Below are 16,115 nucleotides of genomic sequence, written 5' to 3' on the forward strand. Positions count from 1 at the left end.
TGTGCAACGCAATATGCTCCGATTCCCTGCGAAAACTGAAGGAGCGCGCCATGACGACGGCTGCCGAGATCAAGCATCTCCAAGAACACGGTCTTTATTCCGCTGCCGACGAGCACGACGCCTGCGGCGTCGGCTTCGTTGCACACATCAAGGGCGAGAAAAGCCACGCCATCGTGCTGCAGGGCCTGAAGATCCTCGAGAACCTCGACCATCGCGGCGCAGTGGGCGCTGACAAGCTGATGGGCGACGGCGCCGGCATCCTGATCCAGCTGCCCGACCATCTCTACCGCGAGGAAATGGCGAAGCAGGGCGTCACGCTGCCCCCGCCTGGCGAATACGGCGTCGGCATGATCTTCCTGCCGAAGGAACACGCCTCCCGCGAAGCCTGCGAGCAGGAAATGGAACGCGCCATCAAGGCCGAAGGCCAGGTGCTGCTGGGCTGGCGCGACGTGCCGGTCAACCGCGACATGCCCATGTCGCCCACCGTGCGCGAAAAGGAACCGCTGCTGCGCCAGGTCTTCATCGGCCGCGGCAACGACGTGATCGTGCAGGACGCGCTGGAACGCAAGCTCTACGTGATCCGCAAGACAGCCAGCGCCAACATCCAGCGCCTGAAGCTCAAGCACAGCAAGGAATACTACGTTCCCAGCATGTCGAGCCGCACCGTGGTCTACAAGGGCCTGCTGCTGGCCGACCAGGTCGGTACCTACTACCTCGACCTGCAGGACAAGCGCTGCGTCTCGGCCCTGGGCCTGGTGCACCAGCGCTTCTCGACCAACACCTTCCCCGAGTGGCCGCTGGCCCACCCGTACCGCTATGTCGCCCACAACGGCGAAATCAATACGGTCAAGGGCAACTACAACTGGATGAAGGCGCGCGAAGGCGTGATGTCTTCCCCCGTGCTGGGCGCCGACCTGCAGAAGCTCTACCCGATCAGCTTCGCCGGCCAGTCCGACACCGCCACCTTCGACAACTGCCTCGAGCTGCTGACGATGGCCGGCTACCCCATCAGCCAGGCCGTGATGATGATGATTCCCGAGCCCTGGGAACAGCACGCCACCATGGACCCGCGCCGCCGCGCGTTCTATGAGTACCACGCCGCCATGCTCGAGCCTTGGGACGGCCCGGCCTCCATCGTGTTCACCGACGGCCGCCAGATCGGCGCGACGCTCGACCGCAACGGCCTGCGCCCCTCGCGCTACTGCGTGACCGACGACGACCTGGTCATCATGGCCTCCGAATCGGGCGTGCTGCCCGTGCCCGAGCAGAAGATCGTGCGCAAGTGGCGCCTGCAGCCCGGCAAGATGTTCCTGATCGACCTGGAACAGGGCCGCCTGATCGACGACGAGGAGGTCAAGGCCAACCTCGCCAACAGCAAGCCCTACAAGCAGTGGATCGAAAACCTGCGCATCAAGCTCGACAGCGTGAAGGCGGAGGCCGCCGAGGCGGTCAAGGCGCCGCTGTCGCAGGTGCCGCTGCTCGACCGCCAGCAGGCCTTCGGCTACACGCAGGAAGACATCAAGTTCCTGATGAGCCCGATGGCGCAGGCCGGCGAAGAGGGCATCGGCTCCATGGGCAACGACAGCCCGCTGGCCGTGCTCTCGAGCAAGAACAAGCCGCTGTACAACTACTTCAAGCAGCTGTTCGCGCAGGTCACGAACCCGCCGATCGACCCGATCCGCGAAGCCATCGTGATGTCGCTGGTGTCCTTCATCGGCCCCAAGCCGAACCTGCTGGACATCAACCAGGTCAACCCGCCGATGCGGCTCGAAGTGAGCCAGCCGATCCTCGACTTCGCCGACATGGCGAAGCTGCGCGACATCGGCAAGTACACGCAGGGCAAGTTCAAGAGCTACGTGCTCGACATCACCTATCCGCTCGCGTGGGGCGACGAGGGCGTCGAAGCCAAGCTGGCGTCGCTGTGCGCCGAGGCCGTGGACGCCATCAAGGGCGGCAACAACATCCTGATCGTGAGCGACCGCGGCGTGAGCCCCACGCAGGTGGCGATTCCCGCCGTGCTGGCGCTGTCGGCCGTGCACCAGTACCTGGTGCGCGAGGGCCTGCGCACCACCGCCGGCTTGGTGGTCGAGACCGGCTCGGCGCGCGAGGTGCATCACTTCGGCGTGCTGGCGGGCTACGGCGCGGAAGCCGTGCACCCCTACCTCGCCATGGAGACGCTGGTGGCGATGCACGCCGACCTGCCGGGCGAGCTGAGCGCCGAGAAGGCGGTCTACAACTACGTCAAGGCCATCGGCAAGGGTCTGTCGAAGATCATGTCGAAGATGGGTGTCAGCACCTACATGAGCTACTGCGGCGCGCAGCTGTTCGAAGCCATCGGCCTGAACAGCGAGACGGTGAACAAATACTTCACCGGCACCGCCAGCCGTGTGGAAGGCATCGGCGTCTTCGAGATCGCCGAGGAAGCCATCCGCATGCACAAGGCTGCCTTCGGCAACGACCCGGTGCTCGCCAACATGCTCGACGCCGGCGGCGAATACGCCTGGCGCACGCGCGGCGAGGAGCACATGTGGACGCCCGACGCCATTGCCAAGCTGCAGCACAGCACGCGCTCCAACAACTGGAACACGTACAAGGAATACGCTCAGCTCATCAACGACCAGAACCGCCGCCACCTCACGCTGCGCGGCCTGTTCGAGTTCAGGATCGACCCGGCCAAGGCCATTCCGGTCGACGAGGTCGAGCCCGCGGCCGAGATCGTCAAGCGCTTCGCCACCGGCGCGATGTCGCTGGGCTCCATCAGCACCGAGGCGCACTCGGTGCTGGCCGTGGCCATGAACCGCATCGGCGGCAAGAGCAACACGGGCGAGGGCGGTGAAGACCCCGCGCGCTACCGCAACGAGCTCAAGGGCATCCCGATCAAGCAGGGCGACACGCTGCGCAGCATCGTGGGCGCCGAGAACGTCGAGGTCGACCTGCCGCTGAAGGACGGCGACTCGCTGCGCTCGCGCATCAAGCAGGTCGCGTCCGGCCGCTTCGGCGTCACGGCCGAATACCTGCACTCGGCCGACCAGATCCAGATCAAGATGGCGCAGGGCGCCAAGCCGGGCGAAGGCGGCCAGCTGCCGGGCGGCAAGGTCACGCAGTACATCGGCAAGCAGCGCTATGCCGTGCCGGGCGTGGGCCTCATCAGCCCGCCGCCGCACCACGACATCTACTCGATCGAAGACTTGGCGCAGCTCATCCACGACCTGAAGAACACCGCGCCGCACGCCAGCATCAGCGTGAAGCTGGTGAGCGAGATCGGCGTGGGCACCATCGCTGCAGGCGTCGCCAAGTGCAAGAGCGACCACGTCGTGATCGCCGGCCATGACGGCGGCACGGGCGCCTCGCCCTGGTCGTCGATCAAGCACGCGGGCAGCCCGTGGGAAATCGGCCTGGCCGAGACGCAGCAGACGCTGGTGCTCAACCGCCTGCGCAGCCGCATCCGCGTGCAGGCCGACGGCCAGATGAAGACCGGCCGCGACGTCGCCATCGGCGCGCTGCTGGGCGCCGACGAGTTCGGCTTCGCCACGGCGCCGCTGGTGGTCGAGGGCTGCATCATGATGCGCAAGTGCCACCTGAACACCTGCCCGGTGGGCGTGGCCACGCAGGACCCCGTGCTGCGCAAGAAGTTCTCGGGCAAGCCCGAGCACGTCGTCAACTACTTCTTCTTCGTCGCGGAAGAAGTGCGCCAGATCATGGCCCAGCTCGGCATCCGCAAGTTCGACGACCTGATCGGCCGCGCCGACCTGCTCGACATGCGCAAGGGCATCGAGCACTGGAAGGCCGCCGGCCTCGATTTCAGCCGCCTGTTCGCGCTGCCGAACGTGCCGGCCGACGTGCCGCGCTTCCACGTCGAGAACCAGGACCATGGCCTGGACAAGGCGCTGGACGTCAAGCTCATCGAGAAGTCGCGTCCCGCCATCGACAAGGGCGAGAAGGTGCAGTTCATCGAGGTGGCGCGCAACGTCAACCGCTCTGTGGGCGCGATGCTCTCGGGCGCGCTGACCAAGGTGCATCCGCAGGGCCTGCCCGACGACTCGATCCGCATCCAGCTCGAAGGCACGGGCGGCCAGTCGTTCGGCGCCTTCCTGGCGCGCGGCATCACGCTGTACCTGATCGGCGACGCCAACGACTACACCGGCAAGGGCCTCTCGGGCGGCCGCGTGGTGGTGCGCCCCAGCCTCGACTTCCGCGGTGAGGCAGCGCGCAACACCATCGTCGGCAACACCGCGCTGTACGGCGCGACCACCGGCGAGGCCTACCTGTGCGGCGTGGCCGGCGAGCGCTTCGCGGTGCGCCTGTCGGGCGCCACGGCGGTCATCGAAGGCACCGGCGACCACGGCTGCGAATACATGACGGGCGGCACGGTGGCGGTGCTCGGCAAGACCGGCCGCAACTTCGCCGCCGGCATGAGCGGCGGCGTCGCCTTCGTCTACGACGAGGACGGCCAGTTCGCATCGCGCTGCAACCTGTCGATGGTCTCGCTGGAGAAGGTGCTGACCTCGGCCGAGCAGACCGCCAGCGTGCACCGCAAGATCTGGCACGGCGGCGAGACCGACGAGGCCCAGCTGAAGAAGCTGCTCGAGGAGCACCACCGCTGGACCGGCAGCAAGCGCGCGCGCGAACTGCTCGACAACTGGTCCGTGGCGCGCACCAAGTTCGTGAAGGTGTTCCCGAACGAATACAAGCGCGCGCTCGCCGAGCTGCACGACCGCAAGGTCGAGCTCACGAGCAGCGGCAACAACGCGCACATCGGCCTGGAGCCGCACGCGCTGGCAGCCCCCGCGCCGCAGTCGGCCCCGGCTTCGGTCTGAGTGCCCGCGAGTAAGTACAGAGAACAAAGGAAAGCACGATGGGAAAGATCACCGGCTTCATGGAGCATGAGCGCATCGAGGAGGGCTACAAGCCCGTCGAGGAGCGCGTCAAGCACTACAAGGAATTCGTCGTCGGCCTGAGCAACGACCAGGCCAAGGTGCAGGGCGCGCGCTGCATGGACTGCGGCACGCCGTTCTGCAACAGCGGCTGCCCGGTCAACAACATCATTCCGGACTTCAATGACCTGGTGTACCGCAACGACTGGCAGAACGCCTTCGCGGTGCTCGACTCGACCAACAACTTCCCCGAGTTCACCGGCCGCATCTGCCCCGCGCCCTGCGAGGCGGCCTGCGTGCTCAACGTGAACGACGACGCGGTCGGCATCAAGTCGCTGGAGCACGCCATCATCGACCGCGCCTGGGACGAAGGCTGGGTGGCGCCGCGCGTCGCCAAGCACAAGACCGGCAAGAAGGTGGCGGTGGTGGGCTCCGGCCCGGCCGGCATGGCGGCGGCCCAGCAGCTGGCACGCGCCGGCCACGACGTGACGCTCTTCGAGAAGAACGACCGCGTCGGCGGCCTGCTGCGCTACGGCATTCCCGACTTCAAGATGGAGAAGTCGCACATCGATCGCCGCGTCGAGCAGATGAAGGCCGAAGGCGTGGTGTTCCGCACTGGCGTGATCGTCGGTGCCGCGAAGGATCCGCTGGGCAAGGGCTCCAAGGTCACCAACCTGGCCAAGGAAACCGTCACGCCCGAGCAACTGCAGAAAGAGTTCGATGCCGTGCTGCTGACCGGCGGCGCGGAGCAGTCGCGCGACCTGCCCGTGCCCGGCCGCGACCTCGACGGCATCCACTTCGCGATGGAGTTCCTGCCGCAGCAGAACCGCGTCAACGCGGGCGACAAGGTCAAGGGCCAGCTGCGCGCCGACGGCAAGCACGTGATCGTCATCGGCGGCGGCGACACCGGCTCCGACTGCGTGGGTACCAGCAACCGCCATGGCGCGGTGAGCGTCACGCAGTTCGAGCTGATGCCGCAGCCGCCCGAGGAAGAGAACCGTCCGCTGACCTGGCCGTACTGGCCGATCAAGCTGCGCACCAGCTCCAGCCACGAAGAGGGCTGCGAGCGCGAGTTCGCGATCTCCACCAAGGAGTTCATCGGCGAAAAGGGCAAGGTCACCGGCCTGAAGACCGTTCGCGTCGAATGGAAGGACGGCAAGATGCAGGAAGTGGCCGGCAGCGAGCAGGTGCTCAAGGCCGACCTGGTGCTGCTCGCCATGGGTTTCGTGAGCCCCGTGGCCTCGGTGCTCGACGCCTTCGGCGTGGAGAAGGATGCGCGCGGCAACGCCCGGGCGACGGTCGACTTCGTCGGCGGCTATGCCACCAACGTTCCGAAGGTCTTTGCGGCCGGCGACATCCGCCGCGGACAGTCGCTGGTGGTGTGGGCGATCCGCGAAGGCCGCCAGGCCGCGCGTTCGGTGGACGAGTTCCTGATGGGCTTCAGCGACCTGCCTCGCTGAGGAGAGGGTTTGCGGCGCCAGGGGCCTTTGTCCACGGGTTCCTGACGAGGGTCTGACGGCCGCCGCGCTGAATTTTGTTTCAGTTTCGCGGGGCCGGCCACGGCCCCGTTATCATCCGCGTCAAACCGCATGCCGGGATGCTTGGAAAAGCGCCCCGGCTTTTTTATTGAGATGGACACCGCCACACCGCTGCCACATCCCTTCGTAGAGTTTCGCGACGTCAAGTTCGGCTATGGTGCGCGCACCATCCTCGACGGCGTCTCGTTCGCCGTACCGCGCGGCAAGGTGACGGCGCTGATGGGCGCCTCGGGTGGCGGCAAGACCACCGTGCTGCGCCTGATCGGCGGGCAGCAGAAGGCGCAGCGCGGCGAGGTGCTCTTCGACGGCAATGATGTCGGCAGGATGGATGCGAGCGCCCTCTACGCCGCACGCCGGCGCATGGGCATGCTGTTCCAGTTCGGCGCGCTCTTCACCGACATGAGCGTGTTCGACAACGTGGCGTTCCCGCTGCGCGAGCACACGCAACTTTCCGAAGCGCTGGTGCGCGACGTGGTGCTCATGAAGCTCGACGCGGTCGGCCTGCGCGGCGCGCGCGACCTGATGCCCAGCGAGGTGTCGGGCGGCATGGCGCGGCGCGTGGCGCTGGCACGGGCCATCGCGCTCGACCCCGACCTCGTGATGTACGACGAGCCCTTCGCCGGACTCGACCCGATCTCTCTGGGCACGGCCGCGCGCCTCATCCGCCAGCTCAACGACGCGCTGGGGCTCACCAGCATCATCGTGTCGCACGACCTGGAAGAAACCTTCCGCATCGCCGACCACGTGATCATCCTGGCCAACGGCGGCATCGCCGCGCAGGGCACGCCGTCCGAGGTGCGCGAGAGCGCCGATCCGCTGGTCCATCAGTTCGTGAATGCGCTGCCCGACGGACCGGTTCATTTCCATTACCCGGGCGTCAGCATCGAGGACGACTTCGGCAATGTCGAAGGAGGGCGCTCATGAGCGCCGCGCTGGGCCGCCCCGAGCAAGCGAAGGCCCCCTCGGGGGGCAGTGAGGACACGAAGTGCCGAACGTGGGGGCAAACATGACCTGGTGGAAGCCATCCGATGCCGGCTTTGCCACGCGCAGCCATCTGGCCAACCTCGGCTACGGCGCGAAGCTCTTCATGCGCCTTGTCGGTCCGGGCGCGCAGATCCTGCGCCGCTTCGGCCTGGTGCGCGACCAGATCCATTTCCTGGGCAACTACTCGCTGGCCATCATCGGCGTGTCGGGCCTGTTCGTGGGCTTCGTGCTCGGGCTGCAGATGTACTACGCGCTGCAGCGCTACGGGTCTTCCGAGGCGCTGGGCCTGCTGGTCGCGCTGAGCCTGGTGCGCGAGCTCGGTCCCGTGGTGGCGGCGCTGCTGTTCACCGGCCGTGCCGGCACCTCGCTGACGGCCGAGATCGGCCTCATGAAGGCCGACGAACAACTGAGCGCCATGGAGATGATGGCGATAGACCCCGTGCAGCGCGTGCTCGCGCCGCGCTTCTGGGCCGGCGTCATCACCATGCCGCTGCTGGCGGCGGTGTTCAGCGCCATTGGCATCATGGGCGGCTACGTGGTGGGCGTGCTGATGCTGGGCGTGGACCCCGGCGCGTTCTGGGCCCAGATGCAGGGCGGCGTCGACGTGTGGCGCGACGTCGGCAACGGCGTCATCAAGAGCATCGTCTTCGGCTTCACCGTGACCTTCATCGCGCTGCTGCAGGGCTACGAGGCCCAGCCCACGCCCGAGGGCGTATCGCGCGCGACCACGCGCACGGTGGTGACGGCGTCGCTGGCCGTCCTGGGCCTCGACTTCTTGTTGACCGCCATGATGTTCAGCATATGACCGGCACACCCCCAGGCTTGCCCACTTCGTGTGGCCGCCAACCCCCTTGCAGGGGGCAACACCTGCAGCCCGGCCAAGCCGGTTCTGCGGTGTTCCCCGAATGAGCCAAACCGCTGGAATTTAGGAAGAGTCGATATGCAACGTTCCAACAACGACATCTGGGTCGGCCTGTTCGTCCTGATCGGCGCTGCTGCGCTGCTGTTCCTCGCGCTGCAGTCGGCCAACCTGCTGAGCCTGAACTTCCAGAAGACCTATTCGGTCACGGCGCGCTTCGACAACATCGGCGGCCTGAAGCCGCAGACGGCGGTGAAGAGCGCGGGCGTGGTGGTCGGCCGTGTGGAATCCATCTCCTTCAACGACAAGACCTTTCAGGCAGACGTCACTCTGGCTTTGCAAAACCGTTACAGTTTTCCCAAGGACAGCTCGCTCAAGATCCTGACCAGTGGCTTGCTCGGCGAGCAGTACATCGGAATCGAGGCGGGCGCCGAGGACAAGAACTTGCAAGCCGGCGACACCATCACCGCGACCCAATCGGCCGTGGTGCTGGAAAACCTGATCAGCCAGTTCCTGTACAGCAAGGCGGCGGAGGGAAATTCCACGCCTGGAACAGCCAATAAGAAATGAAAACACGATCTTCTTTGTTTTTTGCTATGAATAGCGTAGCAAGCCGGACCCGCTGGATTGGCGCCGGCGCGGTACTTGCCCTGGCCGCCGGTTGTGCGACCGGCCCCAACGCCAACCCCGCCGATCCCCTCGAGCCGTTCAACCGGGGTGTCTCGCGCTTCAACGACGCCGTCGACGATGCCGTGCTGGTGCCCGCGGCCACGGCCTACCAGAACGCGCTGCCCTCCATGGTGCGCACCGGCGTGAACAACTTCTTCAACAACATCGGTGACGTCTGGAACCTGGTCAACAACGTGGCCCAGCTCAAGCTGCAGAACAGTGCCGAGACCTTCATGCGGCTGAACGTCAACACCATCTTCGGCCTCGGCGGTGTACTGGACGTGGCGACCGAAGCGCGACTCCCGCGCCACGAGGAAGACTTCGGCCAGACCCTGGGCTACTGGGGCGTTGGCTCCGGCCCGTACGTGGTGCTGCCGCTGCTGGGCTCCTCCACGCTGCGCGACACCGCCGCCAAGCCGCTCGACATGTGGGGCGACCCGCTGGGCTACGTGGAGGACATCCCCTGGCGCAATTCGCTGACGGTGCTGCGCGTCGTCGACACGCGCTCGCAGTACCTGCGCGCGAGCCGCCTGCTTGGCGACGCGGCGCTCGACAAGTATTCGTTCACGCGCGATGCGTACTTGCAGCGCCGCCGCAGCCAGGTCTACGACGGCAACCCGCCCGACGATGGCGGCGGCATGGACAAGGGCGCCGACAAATAAAGACAACGCAAGGGAGGGCCGCCCGCTTGCATCCGGTTGCAAGGCTTCACCTCCCGGACAGGAACCCCGTCGGCCCCGTGGGGCTCGAATCCGTTCCTGTCTCAGCAGCCGGTTTTCCGGGTGCCTGCGGATTTTCAAACTTGAATGAGGGACTCTCCATGAACAACAAGACCCTGCAACGTCGCGATCTCGGTCGCCTGGCTCTGGCCGGCGCACTGCTGTTCAGTGCCGCCGTCGCCTTCGTCCAGCCCGCCCGTGCCGCCGACGAGGCGCCCGACGCACTGGTCAAGCGCCTGTCGACCGACGTGCTCGAGACGATCAAGGCCGACTCGTCCATCAAGTCGGGCGACGTCAACAAGATCATGGTGCTGGTCGACAGCAAGATCATGCCGAACGTCAACTTCCAGCGCATGACCGCCTCTGCCGTCGGCCCGGCCTGGCGTACCGCCACCCCCGAGCAGCAGAAGCGCCTGCAGGACGAGTTCAAGGCCCTGCTGGTCCGCACCTATGCCGGTGCGCTCGACCAGGTGACCGACCAGACCGTCACCGTACGCCCGTTCCGCGGCTCGCCCGACGACAAGGACGTGCTGGTGCGCACCGAGGTCCGCGGCCGCGGCGATCCGGTCCAGCTCGACTACCGCCTCGAGAAGACCCCCGGCCAGGGCGCCGGCTGGAAGGTCTACAACCTGAACGTGCTGGGCGTCTGGCTGGTCGATACCTACCGCACCCAGTTCGCGCAGGAAATCAACAAGAGCGGCATCGACGGCCTGATTACTGCGCTGGCCGCGCGCAACAAGGGCAACGGCAAGAGCTGAGCCGGAGCCGCGCGACATGCTGGTCCTGCCCGCCCGACTGACCCATGACGAAGCCCCCGCCTGCATGCGCATGCTGCAGCAGGGGCTCAAGGGCCAGACCGACTCGTCGTCCACCGTGGTCGACGCGACGGCGCTGACCCAGTTCGATTCATCGGCGCTGGCCGTGCTGCTCGAATGCCGGCGCGAATCGAGTGCGCTGGGGCGCGGTTTCTCCGTCAAGGGGCTCTCGCCCCGGCTGCGCGAACTGGCTGCCCTCTACGGCATTGCCGGACTTTTGCCCGCCGCGCCCTGACCCGTCGGACCCGGCCGGGGCCGCATGAGGGTATCGGGCCGCTGCCCGGCAGCTTGTAAAGCGGCACCTTAAAATCGCGGGCTCCCATGCCCGCGATCTCATTCCAGTCGGTCTCCAAGACCTATCCCCCCTCCAGACAGCAGAAGGCCCAGGGCAAGCCGGGGCTCAAGGCGGTCGACGAGGTCAGCTTCCAGATCGAGGAGGGCGAGTTCTTCGGCCTGCTCGGCCCGAACGGCGCGGGAAAGACCACCCTGATCAGCATGCTCGCGGGCCTTTCGCGGCCTACGGCGGGTGCCATCAGCGTCCACGGATTCGACGTGCAGCGCGAGTACGCGCAGGCGCGCCGCCAGCTCGGCATCGTGCCACAGGAGCTGGTGTTCGACCCCTTCTTCAACGTGCGCGAGTCGCTGCGCATCCAGTCGGGCTACTTCGGCATCACCAACAACGAAGCCTGGATCGACGAGCTGCTGCAGAGCCTGGGCCTGGCCGACAAGGCCACGGCCAACATGCGCCAGCTCTCCGGCGGCATGAAGCGCCGCGTGCTCGTGGCGCAGGCGCTGGTGCACAAGCCGCCGGTGATCGTGCTCGACGAGCCCACCGCCGGCGTCGACGTCGAACTGCGCCAGACGCTGTGGCAGTTCGTCGCCAGGCTCAACAAGCAGGGCAGCACCGTGCTGCTCACTACCCATTACCTCGAAGAGGCCGAGGCGCTGTGCAGCCGCATCGCGATGCTCAAGCTGGGCAAGGTGATCGCGCTCGACCGCACCAGCGAGCTGCTGAAATCGGCAGCGAGCAACGTGCTGCGATTCAAGACCGACGCCATGCTGCCCTGGGCCATCGCCCAGCACGCGCGCATCACCGGGCGCATCGTGCAGCTGCCGGCGCAGAACGCCCATGAAGTCGAACAACTGCTGGCCGCCATTCGCGAAGCCGGCGTCACGGTGGAAGACGTGGAAATGCGCAAGGCCGACCTGGAAGACGTGTTCATCGACCTGATGGCCGGCGAGCAGACTCCGCTGGAGGTGGCGCGATGATGGCCGTGACGGGTTGGCGCGCGCTGCTCTACAAGGAGACGCTGCGCTTCTGGAAGGTCGGCTTCCAGACCGTGGGCGCGCCGGTGCTCACCGCGCTGCTGTACCTGATGGTGTTCGGCCACGTACTCGAAGACCACGTGAAGGTCTACGGCACGGTCGGCTACACCGCCTTCCTCGTTCCGGGCCTGGTGATGATGAGCGTGCTGCAGAACGCCTTCGCCAACAGCTCGTCCTCGATCATCCAGAGCAAGATCATGGGCAACCTGGTCTTCGTGCTGCTCACTCCTCTTTCGCACTGGGGCTGGTTCTTCGCCTACGTGGGCTCGTCGGTCATCCGCGGGCTGGCGGTGGGGCTGGGCGTGTTCGTGGTGACGGTGCTGTTCGCACAGCCGAGCTTCGTTGCGCCGGTGTGGATCCTGGTGTTCGCGCTGCTGGGCTCGGCCATGCTGGGCACGCTGGGGCTCATCGCCGGGCTCTGGGCCGAGAAGTTCGACCAGATGGCGGTGTTCCAGAATTTCCTGATCATGCCCATGACCTTCCTGTCGGGCGTGTTCTATTCGATCGGCTCGCTGCCGCCGTTCTGGCAGAACGTCAGCCACCTGAACCCGTTCTTCTACATGATCGACGGCTTCCGCTATGGCTTCTTCGGTGTGAGCGACGCCTCGCCCTGGCTCAGCCTCGGCATCGTCGGCACCGCATGGCTTGTGGTGAGCGCTATCGCCATCCACTTGCTTCGCATCGGCTACAAAATCAGAGGCTGAACGCCTCCTTCCACGATCCCCATGACCGCTGACCAGCTCCAAGCCATCATCACCGCCCACCTGCCGTGCGAGCACATCTCGCTGGAGGGCGATGGCCGACATTGGTACGCGACCATCGTCTCGGCCGAATTCGAGGGCAAGCGCTCGATCCAGCGCCACCAGCGGGTCTACGCCACCCTGGGTGCGAAAATGCACACCGACGAGGTGCATGCGCTTTCGATGAAGACATACACGCCGGCCGAATGGGCGGCGGTGGAAAAATGACTCCCCGGCCCCTGGCGGCCTCCTGATTTCGCTGGAACTTCGATGGACAAACTTCTGATTCGCGGCGGGCGAGAGCTCCGCGGCGAAGTACTCATTTCCGGCGCCAAGAACGCAGCGCTGCCCGAGCTGTGCGCGGCCCTGCTGACCGACGAGCCCGTGGTGCTGCACAACGTGCCGCGCCTGCAGGACGTGTCGACCATGCTCAAGCTGGTACGCAACATGGGTGTTTCGGCCGAGCGCGATGACAACGGCACCGTGCAACTCAACGCGGCCGAACTCACCAGGCCGGAAGCGCCCTACGAGCTGGTCAAGACCATGCGCGCCTCGGTACTGGCCCTGGGCCCGCTGCTGGCGCGCTTCGGCCATGCCAAGGTGTCGCTGCCGGGCGGCTGCGCCATCGGCTCGCGGCCGGTCGACCAGCACATCAAGGGCCTGCAGGCCATGGGCGCCGAGATCGTGGTCGACCACGGCTACATGGTCGCGCGCCTGCCGGCGGGGCGCACGCGGCTGAAGGGCGCGCGCATCCTGACCGACATGGTCACCGTCACCGGCACCGAGAACTTCCTCATGGCCGCCGCGCTGGCCGAGGGCGAGACGCTGCTGGAGAACGCCGCGCAGGAGCCCGAGATCGTCGACCTGGCAGAGATGCTGATCCGCATGGGCGCGAAGATCGAAGGCCACGGCACCAGCCACATCCGCATCCAGGGCGTCGAGAAGCTGCACGGCTGCGAGCACGCCGTGGTGGCCGACCGCATCGAGGCCGGCACCTTCATGTGCGCCGTTGCGGCCACGGGTGGCGAGGCCTTCCTGCGCCACGCGCGTGGCGACCACCTCGACGCCGTGATCGACAAGCTGCGCGACGCCGGCTGCACCGTCAAGTCCGAGAAGGACGGCGTGCGCATCGCGTCCAGGGGGCCGGCGTACGAGCACCTGAAGGCGCAGAGCTTCAGCACCACCGAATACCCGGGCTTCCCGACCGACATGCAGGCCCAGTTCATGGCCCTGAACGTGATCGCGCGCGGCGCCTCGATGGTCACCGAGACCATCTTCGAGAACCGCTTCATGCACGTGAACGAGATGGTGCGCCTGGGCGCCCACATCCACGTCGAAGGCAAGGTGGCGATGGTCGAGGGCGTACAGCAGCTCTCGGGCGCCACCGTGATGGCCACCGACCTTCGCGCGTCCGCCAGCCTCGTCATCGCCGGCCTCGTGGCCGAGGGCGAGACGCTGGTCGACCGCATCTACCACCTCGACCGGGGCTACGACCGCATGGAAGCCAAACTGCGCGGCCTCGGCGCCGACATCGAACGACTGACCGGAGCCGCAGCCGCATGATCACCTTCGCATCACAGGAGTCGCAATCGTGATCACGCTTGCTCTGTCCAAAGGCCGCATCTTCGAGGAGACGATGCCCCTGCTGGCCGCCGCCGGCATCGAGGTCACCGAAGACCCCGAGAAGTCGCGCAAGCTCATCCTCGGAACCACCCGCCCCGACGTGCGCGTGGTGCTGGTGCGCGCCTCCGACGTGCCCACCTACGTGCAGTACGGCGGCGCCGACCTCGGCGTGACCGGCCTCGACGTCTTGCTCGAGCACGGCAACCAGGGCCTGTACCAGCCGCTGGACCTGCGCATCGCCGCCTGCCGCCTGAGCGTGGCCGTGCGCGCCGACTACGACTACGCCTCGGCCGTGAAGCAGGGCTCGCGCCTGCGCGTGGCCACCAAGTACGTGGGCCTGGCGCGCGACTTCTTCGCGAGCAAGGGCGTGCACGTCGACCTGATCAAGCTCTACGGCAGCATGGAGCTGGCGCCGCTCACCGGCTTGGCCGACGCCATCGTCGACCTGGTCTCCACCGGCAACACGCTCAAGGCCAATCACCTCGTCGAGGTGGAGCGCATCATGGACATCAGCGCGCGCCTCGTCGTCAACCAGGCCGCGCTGAAGCTCAAGCGCGAGCCGATGCGCCACATCATCGACGCCTTCGCTTCCGCCATTCCTTCCGCCTGAAACCTCCCGCCTCATGACCTCGAAAGCAGCCCCCCTCCGCCTGTCCACGACTTCAGCCAGCTTCGACGCTGAATTCAAGGCGCGGCTGCATTGGTCGGCGGACGCCGACGCGGCCATCGAGAAGGTGGTGGCGGACATCCTCGCCGACGTGCAGAAACGCGGCGACGAGGCGGTGCTCGAGTACACGAACCGCTTCGACAAGCTCGACGCGAAGGCGTTGCCCGAGCTTGAGCTGACGCAGGCCGAGCTCAAAGCCGCCTTCGAGTCGCTGCCCGCCGCGCAGCGTGATGCGCTCGAAGCCGCCGCGCGCCGTGTGCGCAGCTATCACGAGGCGCAGAAGAAGGCCAGCGGCGAAAGCTGGAGCTACCGCGATGCCGATGGCACGCTGCTGGGCCAGAAGGTAACGCCGCTGGACCGCGTGGGCATCTACGTGCCGGGCGGCAAGGCGGCCTATCCGTCGAGCGTGCTGATGAACGCGATTCCGGCGCATGTCGCGGGCGTGGGCGAGATCATCATGGTCGTGCCGACCCCGAAGGGCGAGAAGAACCAGCTCGTGCTCGCCGCTGCCTACGTGGCCGGCGTGACGCGCGGCTTCACCGTCGGCGGCGCCCAGGCCGTGGCCGCGCTGGCCTACGGCACCGCCACCATCCCCGCCGTCGACAAGATCACCGGCCCCGGCAACGCCTACGTCGCCGCCGCCAAGCGCCGCGTGTTCGGCACGGTGGGCATCGACATGATTGCCGGCCCCAGCGAGATCCTGGTGCTGGCCGACGGCACCACGCCGCCCGAGTGGGTGGCGATGGACCTGTTCAGCCAGGCCGAGCACGACGAACTGGCCCAGAGCATCCTGCTGTGCCCCGACGCGGCCTACATCGACCGCGTGCAGGCCGAGATCGACCGCCTGCTGCCCACGATGCCGCGCGCGGAGATCATCGCCGCCTCGCTCAACGGCCGCGGCGCGCTGATCCACACGAAAAGCATGGAAGAGGCCTGCGAGATCAGCAACCGCATCGCCCCCGAGCACCTGGAGGTGAGCAGCAGCGAGCCGAGCCGCTGGGAGCCGCTGCTGCGCCACGCCGGCGCGATCTTCCTGGGCGCCTTCACCAGCGAGAGCCTGGGCGACTACTGCGCGGGGCCGAACCATGTGCTGCCCACCAGCGGCACGGCGCGCTTCTCGAGCCCGCTGGGCGTGTACGACTTCCAGAAGCGCTCCAGCCTGATCGAGGTCAGCGAGGCCGGCGCCCAGGTGCTGGGCCCCATCGCCGTGACGCTGGCCGAGGGCGAAGGCCTGCAGGCGCACGCCGAGGCCGCGCGGATGCGGCTGCGTAAGATCTGAATTCCAACAACAACCCGCATGC

The 16,115-nt window shown here is 66.8% G+C and carries 14 protein-coding genes; all 14 read left to right on the plus strand.

Annotated features, from left to right (window positions below):
• The first annotated feature begins 50 nt into the window (after positions 1 to 50).
• The 14 genes from ABL843_RS06300 (at position 51) to hisD (ending at position 16,093) form a co-directional block, all read left to right on the plus strand.
• Entirely contained in the window at positions 51 to 4,817 is a 4,767-nt protein-coding gene (locus ABL843_RS06300) for a glutamate synthase-related protein (RefSeq protein ID WP_418119328.1), read from the plus strand.
• A gap of 38 nt (positions 4,818 to 4,855) precedes the next feature.
• Positions 4,856 to 6,334 carry a glutamate synthase subunit beta gene (locus ABL843_RS06305; protein ID WP_126022994.1) on the plus strand — a complete coding sequence of 493 codons (1,479 nt, stop codon included), beginning with the start codon at positions 4,856 to 4,858 and terminating at the stop codon, positions 6,332 to 6,334.
• Between the two features lie 171 nt (positions 6,335 to 6,505).
• Entirely contained in the window at positions 6,506 to 7,336 is an 831-nt protein-coding gene (locus ABL843_RS06310; protein ID WP_418119329.1) for an ABC transporter ATP-binding protein, read from the plus strand.
• A gap of 82 nt (positions 7,337 to 7,418) precedes the next feature.
• Entirely contained in the window at positions 7,419 to 8,201 is a 783-nt protein-coding gene (gene mlaE / locus ABL843_RS06315) for a lipid asymmetry maintenance ABC transporter permease subunit MlaE (RefSeq protein ID WP_184635095.1), read from the plus strand.
• Positions 8,202 to 8,336: 135 nt separating this feature from the next.
• Positions 8,337 to 8,825 carry an outer membrane lipid asymmetry maintenance protein MlaD gene (mlaD, locus tag ABL843_RS06320; protein ID WP_019654418.1) on the plus strand — a complete coding sequence of 163 codons (489 nt, stop codon included), beginning with the start codon at positions 8,337 to 8,339 and terminating at the stop codon, positions 8,823 to 8,825.
• A 26-nt stretch (positions 8,826 to 8,851) separates the two neighbouring features.
• Positions 8,852 to 9,586 (plus strand): VacJ family lipoprotein, encoded by a 735-nt coding sequence (locus tag ABL843_RS06325; RefSeq protein ID WP_206169519.1) that lies wholly within the window; start codon positions 8,852 to 8,854, stop codon positions 9,584 to 9,586.
• A gap of 158 nt (positions 9,587 to 9,744) precedes the next feature.
• Positions 9,745 to 10,401 carry an MlaC/ttg2D family ABC transporter substrate-binding protein gene (locus tag ABL843_RS06330; protein WP_126022998.1) on the plus strand — a complete coding sequence of 219 codons (657 nt, stop codon included), beginning with the start codon at positions 9,745 to 9,747 and terminating at the stop codon, positions 10,399 to 10,401.
• Between the two features lie 16 nt (positions 10,402 to 10,417).
• A complete protein-coding gene (locus tag ABL843_RS06335) occupies positions 10,418 to 10,693 on the plus strand; it encodes an STAS domain-containing protein (protein ID WP_126022999.1) in 276 nt (91 codons plus the stop codon).
• Positions 10,694 to 10,779: 86 nt separating this feature from the next.
• Entirely contained in the window at positions 10,780 to 11,727 is a 948-nt protein-coding gene (locus tag ABL843_RS06340) for an ABC transporter ATP-binding protein (RefSeq protein WP_126023000.1), read from the plus strand.
• 5 nt (positions 11,728 to 11,732) lie between these two features.
• On the plus strand, positions 11,733 to 12,488 hold the full coding sequence (locus tag ABL843_RS06345) for an ABC transporter permease (protein WP_418120442.1): 756 nt from the start codon (positions 11,733 to 11,735) through the stop codon (positions 12,486 to 12,488).
• Between the two features lie 21 nt (positions 12,489 to 12,509).
• Entirely contained in the window at positions 12,510 to 12,752 is a 243-nt protein-coding gene (locus tag ABL843_RS06350) for a BolA family protein (protein WP_019654412.1), read from the plus strand.
• A gap of 42 nt (positions 12,753 to 12,794) precedes the next feature.
• Positions 12,795 to 14,087: a UDP-N-acetylglucosamine 1-carboxyvinyltransferase gene (murA, locus tag ABL843_RS06355; RefSeq protein ID WP_184635101.1), complete on the plus strand. Its 1,293-nt coding sequence runs from the start codon at positions 12,795 to 12,797 to the stop codon at positions 14,085 to 14,087.
• A 28-nt stretch (positions 14,088 to 14,115) separates the two neighbouring features.
• On the plus strand, positions 14,116 to 14,757 hold the full coding sequence (gene hisG / locus ABL843_RS06360; protein WP_418119330.1) for an ATP phosphoribosyltransferase: 642 nt from the start codon (positions 14,116 to 14,118) through the stop codon (positions 14,755 to 14,757).
• Between the two features lie 13 nt (positions 14,758 to 14,770).
• Positions 14,771 to 16,093, plus strand: coding sequence for a histidinol dehydrogenase (gene hisD, locus ABL843_RS06365; RefSeq protein WP_418119331.1), 1,323 nt, complete (start codon positions 14,771 to 14,773; stop codon positions 16,091 to 16,093).
• Positions 16,094 to 16,115: the final 22 nt, after the last annotated feature.

The sequence above is a fragment of the Variovorax sp. 350MFTsu5.1 genome (genome assembly GCF_048302515.1).
Lineage (GTDB): Bacteria > Pseudomonadota > Gammaproteobacteria > Burkholderiales > Burkholderiaceae_C > Variovorax > Variovorax guangxiensis.

Coding starts and splice junctions, on each gene's coding strand:
- mlaE (WP_184635095.1), top strand. CDS start 7,419: ATGACCTGGTGGAAGCCATCCGATGCCGGCTTTGCCACGCGCAGCCAT.
- mlaD (WP_019654418.1), top strand. CDS start 8,337: ATGCAACGTTCCAACAACGACATCTGGGTCGGCCTGTTCGTCCTGATC.
- ABL843_RS06305 (WP_126022994.1), top strand. CDS start 4,856: ATGGGAAAGATCACCGGCTTCATGGAGCATGAGCGCATCGAGGAGGGC.
- ABL843_RS06335 (WP_126022999.1), top strand. CDS start 10,418: ATGCTGGTCCTGCCCGCCCGACTGACCCATGACGAAGCCCCCGCCTGC.
- ABL843_RS06340 (WP_126023000.1), top strand. CDS start 10,780: ATGCCCGCGATCTCATTCCAGTCGGTCTCCAAGACCTATCCCCCCTCC.
- ABL843_RS06330 (WP_126022998.1), top strand. CDS start 9,745: ATGAACAACAAGACCCTGCAACGTCGCGATCTCGGTCGCCTGGCTCTG.
- murA (WP_184635101.1), top strand. CDS start 12,795: ATGGACAAACTTCTGATTCGCGGCGGGCGAGAGCTCCGCGGCGAAGTA.
- ABL843_RS06350 (WP_019654412.1), top strand. CDS start 12,510: ATGACCGCTGACCAGCTCCAAGCCATCATCACCGCCCACCTGCCGTGC.
- ABL843_RS06300 (WP_418119328.1), top strand. CDS start 51: ATGACGACGGCTGCCGAGATCAAGCATCTCCAAGAACACGGTCTTTAT.
- hisD (WP_418119331.1), top strand. CDS start 14,771: ATGACCTCGAAAGCAGCCCCCCTCCGCCTGTCCACGACTTCAGCCAGC.
- ABL843_RS06325 (WP_206169519.1), top strand. CDS start 8,852: ATGAATAGCGTAGCAAGCCGGACCCGCTGGATTGGCGCCGGCGCGGTA.
- ABL843_RS06310 (WP_418119329.1), top strand. CDS start 6,506: ATGGACACCGCCACACCGCTGCCACATCCCTTCGTAGAGTTTCGCGAC.